The following is a 4,209-nucleotide window of genomic DNA, read 5'->3' as shown; positions in this document are numbered from 1 at the left end:
GGGTGCGGCCGGTACCCTGGCCGTCACACACGGGCTGTGGCGCAGTCAGGTAGCGCACTCGTCTGGGGGGCGAGGGGTCGCCGGTTCAAGTCCGGCCAGCCCGACCGGCGCGTGAGGTCGCTCCAGCCCGACCGGCGCGTGAGGTCGACGAGCAGGAACTCCGGGAACGTGGGCGAGTAGGCTGCCTTCAGGGGCGACCACAGGACCGCGATGTCGGTGTTCCGGAGTGGCTCCCGCAACGACGGGTCCCGGGTCGTTACCGACCGCGTCTTCACGCTCCCGAACGTCGTCTCGGTCATCCGGCTCGCGGCGCTCCCGCTGGTGTACGCGGACATCGCGGGCGGGCGCGAAACCCGTGGGCTGGTCGTGCTGATCGTGGTGGCATCGAGCGACTTCGTCGACGGCTACCTCGCACGCCGTCTGGGTCAGGTATCCCGGGTGGGGCAGATCGCCGATCCCATCAGCGACCGTCTCCTGGTGGTCGTGGTCGGGATCGCACTGATCGTTGGGGGGATCGTGCCGCTGTGGGCCATGGCCGCCATCTTCGCCCGGGATGGCTTCGTGCTGGTCGGTGGGTTGTACCTGCTGTGGCGCGGTGTCGACCCGCCGCCAGTGACCGACCTCGGCAAGGCTGCGACGTTCGGGCTGATGGGTGCGCTGACGCTGTTCCTGGTGGCGCGCGTGTTCGACTCGCCCCAGCTACGAGGTTCCGCGTGGGTCATGCTCGGCGGGAGCGGCGTCCTGTACTACCTCGCTGCCGGACAGTACGTCCGCGCGGGTCATGCCACCATCCGCGCCCGCCGGGTATCGCATCGTGGTGACAGCGACCCGGTCCCTGCCGGCGACGACCACTGATCGGCGTATCCGACGAGTGGGAGCGAGCACCACCGTGGACCGGATACCGGTGCGAGCAGTACGGTCAGGACCGCAGCCGTCGCTCTCGGTAGCGCGGACGTCGACGCGGAGGTGACGACAGTGGCCGAGGTCACGCTGGACGCGGTGGACAAGTTCTACCCCGACGGGACGCACGCGGTGAAGGACATGTCCCTCGACATCGGGGACGGCGAGTTCATCGTCCTGGTCGGGCCGTCGGGCTGCGGCAAGACCACCGCGTTGCGGATGGTCGCCGGTCTCGAGGAGATCAGCGACGGGCAGGTCCGCATCGGCGGGCGGGTGGTCAACCGGATGCCGCCCAAGGATCGCGACATCGCCATGGTGTTCCAGAACTACGCGCTGTACCCGCACCTGAGCGTTGCGGACAACATCGGCTTCGGGCTGAAGCTCCGCAAGATGCCCAAGGACGAGATCCGCGACCGTGTCCGCGACGCCGCGAGGATCCTCGGCATCGAGGACCTGCTGGATCGCAAACCCAAGGCACTGTCGGGCGGGCAACGGCAGCGCGTCGCGATGGGACGCGCGATCGTCCGCGAACCGCAGGCTTTCCTGATGGATGAGCCTCTGTCCAACCTCGACGCGAAGCTGCGCGTCCAGATGCGTGCGGAGGTCCTGCGCATCCAGAAGGATCTCGGCACCACCACCGTCTACGTCACCCACGACCAGACCGAAGCCATGACGATGGGCGATCGTGTCGCGGTGATGCGCAAAGGGTTCCTGCAGCAGGTCGCCCCTCCCCAGGCGCTCTACGACCGTCCCGTCAACCTGTTCGTGGCCGGGTTCATCGGTTCGCCCGCCATGAACATGACCATGGCGAAGGTCACGTTCGACGCCGACCGGGCGTACGTCGAGTTCGGGAGCAACCGGCTCCGCATCGACGATCAGGTCCTCCAGCAGCGCCCTGCCCTACGCCAACTCGACGGGCGTGACGTGGTCCTCGGGATCCGCCCCGAGGACCTGCAGGACGCCGCGATCGAGTCGGACACTGCCGACGACCGCCGGATGCGGGCGGAGGTGGAGCTGACCGAGTCGATGGGCTCCGAGGTCTACGTTCACTTCACGGTCGACTCGCCGCGGGTCCTGACCGACGACACCAGGGAGCTCGCCGAGGACGTCGGGGCGGAGGACCTCGAGGACCTCGGGCCCGGCGAGAAGGGAGAGACCGATTTCGTCGCCCGCTTCCACCCCACGACCGGGGCCAAGATCGGTCAGGTGACCGAGATCGCGGTCGACACCAGACGGCTGCACTTCTTCGACCTCGACAGCGGTCGGTCCATCTTCGACTAGCGCCACCGCCCGGAGCGTGAGGGAGGCGAGCATGGCAGCTGGCGCTGAGGCGACCACCCCAGGGGCAGCGACCGGCGCGCTCGCGGCATGGTTCCGCCGCCACGCGTTCGAGATCGCCCTGGTCGCGCCGCTGGTCGTCTACGTGCTGGTCTTCACGGTCGCGCCCATCTTCGACACCTTCCGGATCTCGTTCACGGCGAGGTTCGCCGAGACCTTCCCGTCCGCCGCGAACTACCGGGCGCTCGCCGACGACCCGGTCTTCCGCGACGCGGTGGTCAACACCGTGATCGTGGCGTTGCTGTCGATCGCCCTGGAACTCGTGGTCGGCATGGCCACGGCGCTGGCCCTCCACAAGCGGTTCTTCGGGCGGGGCTTCGCGCGGACGGTCCTGCTGATCCCTCTCGGCGTGCCCACCATCGTCTCCGGTGCGGTCATGCTCCTGATCTTCAGCCGCTCGGGGTACCTCAACGCCGTCATGTTCCACGTCGCCGACCTGGTCAGCGTGATCCCCGGCATCGACTGGAGCTACCAGCCGACCAACCTCACCGTCGCCGGCGGATGGCGGACGCTCTTCACGGTCGCCGTCGCGGACATGTGGAAGGTCCTGCCGATCGTGACGCTGATCTTCCTCGCGGGGTTGCAGTCCATCCCCGAGGAGATCTACGAGGCCGCGGACATCGACGGCGCCACGGTCTGGCAGAAGTTCACACGGGTCACCCTTCCGCTGCTGGTCCCCTACATCACCATGGCGTTGATCCTGCGGGCGATCGACGCGTTCCGGATCTTCGAGCTGGCGCTCGTCTTGGCGGGACGGGTCGAGTCGATCCTGCACGTCTACATCTGGAACCGGTACTCCCCGCCGACCAACGATCCGTTCACCGCGGCGGCCGGAGCAGCCGTGCTGTTCGCGATCATCATGGTGTTCATCGTGCTGTACCTGAAGTTCGTCGGGACCCGGGCGGCGCAGCGATGACCGCGGACGCCAGCAGCATCGGTCGACGACGGGTCGCGGCACGCGGCCGGCGCGACCGCCTGCAGCCGGCGCTGAAGGTGGCTTTCCCCGCCTGGGTGGTCGTGTCGCTCGTGATCGTGCTGTTCCCGATCTACCTCGTCTTCATGGTGTCGGTCGCACCCGGCGATGCGCTGTTCGGGGCCAGACCGGCGCTGTTCGTGACCGAGCCGACGTTGCGGTTCTGGCGGGGCGTGATCGGCGGAGGATCGATGTTCCCCCCGCTGGTCAAGAGCCTCGTCGTGGCCACCGTCACGACCATCCTCGCGATCGTGATCGCCGCGCCCGCCGCGTACGTGATCTCTCGCATGCCGGTGAGGTACCGCTACACGATCGTCCTCGGCCTGCTCGTGACCCGGATGTTCCCCGAGTTCTCGATCGGCATCTCGGTGGCAACGCGGTTCGCGGGGTTCGGCCTGATCGACACGTACCTGGGGCTGGTCCTGGCCCACCTGATCGGCTCGCTGCCGTTCATCGCCTGGATCCTCGTCGGGACGTTCGAGACGATCCCGGTCGACCTCGAAGAAGCCGCCTTCGTGGACGGAGCATCGCGTCTGCAGACGCTCCTGCGGGTCGTGATGCCGCTGGCAGCCGGCGGGATCGCTGTGGCGTCGCTGTTCGTGTGGCTGTACTCCTGGAACGAGTTCCTGTACGCCCGGCTGTTGACGACCAACCAGAACACCCTGCCTCTGCAGGTCTTCCAGGCGATCGACCGTGGCACCGCACAGTCGATGGCGACGTTCGCCGCGGTGCTGACCCTCCCGATCCTGGTGATGGTCTACTTCCTGCAGCGGTACCTCAAGCCCGGCGCTCTGGGCGGCGCCGTGAAGGGCTGAGCGGACTTGCTGGGCCGGCTTCTCTACTACCGCTGTCGTTGGTAGGGTGCCCTCCCGGCGACGGGAGGCACCACCGAGTTGAGCGAGCCACTGATCCGACGAGAGGACCAGACATGAGATCGGGACGTACGACGACCATCCTGCTGGCGGTGATGGCGCTCGTCGCGGCCGCCTGCGGCGGCG

Annotated in this window: 4 protein-coding genes and 1 tRNA gene; all 5 read left to right on the top strand. The window is 67.9% G+C overall.

The window, feature by feature from the left end; translation table 11 throughout:
* Positions 1-30 precede the first annotated feature (30 nt).
* Positions 31-104, top strand: a tRNA-Pro gene (locus M3N57_13210).
* 106 nt (positions 105-210) lie between these two features.
* Positions 211-855: a CDP-alcohol phosphatidyltransferase family protein gene (locus M3N57_13205; GenBank protein MDP9023627.1), complete on the top strand. Its 645-nt coding sequence runs from the start codon at positions 211-213 to the stop codon at positions 853-855.
* Positions 856-975: 120 nt separating this feature from the next.
* Positions 976-2,181, top strand: a complete 1,206-nt coding sequence (ugpC, locus tag M3N57_13200; protein ID MDP9023626.1) for a sn-glycerol-3-phosphate ABC transporter ATP-binding protein UgpC — start codon at positions 976-978, stop codon at positions 2,179-2,181.
* 31 nt (positions 2,182-2,212) lie between these two features.
* Positions 2,213-3,154 carry a sugar ABC transporter permease gene (locus tag M3N57_13195; protein ID MDP9023625.1) on the top strand — a complete coding sequence of 314 codons (942 nt, stop codon included), beginning with the start codon at positions 2,213-2,215 and terminating at the stop codon, positions 3,152-3,154.
* A complete protein-coding gene (locus M3N57_13190) occupies positions 3,151-4,026 on the top strand; it encodes a carbohydrate ABC transporter permease (GenBank protein ID MDP9023624.1) in 876 nt (291 codons plus the stop codon). Before M3N57_13195 ends, M3N57_13190 begins: the two co-directional genes overlap by 4 nt.
* Positions 4,027-4,209 lie beyond the last annotated feature (183 nt).

This window comes from Actinomycetota bacterium (assembly GCA_030776725.1).
Classification (GTDB): Bacteria; Actinomycetota; Nitriliruptoria; order Nitriliruptorales; family JAHWKO01; genus JAHWKW01.
The sequence above is the reverse complement of the archived record's forward strand: the minus strand, read 5'-3'. Positions and strand labels throughout refer to the sequence as shown.

Coding starts and splice junctions, on each gene's coding strand:
- M3N57_13190 (MDP9023624.1), top strand. CDS start 3,151: ATGACCGCGGACGCCAGCAGCATCGGTCGACGACGGGTCGCGGCACGC.
- M3N57_13205 (MDP9023627.1), top strand. CDS start 211: ATGTCGGTGTTCCGGAGTGGCTCCCGCAACGACGGGTCCCGGGTCGTT.
- M3N57_13195 (MDP9023625.1), top strand. CDS start 2,213: ATGGCAGCTGGCGCTGAGGCGACCACCCCAGGGGCAGCGACCGGCGCG.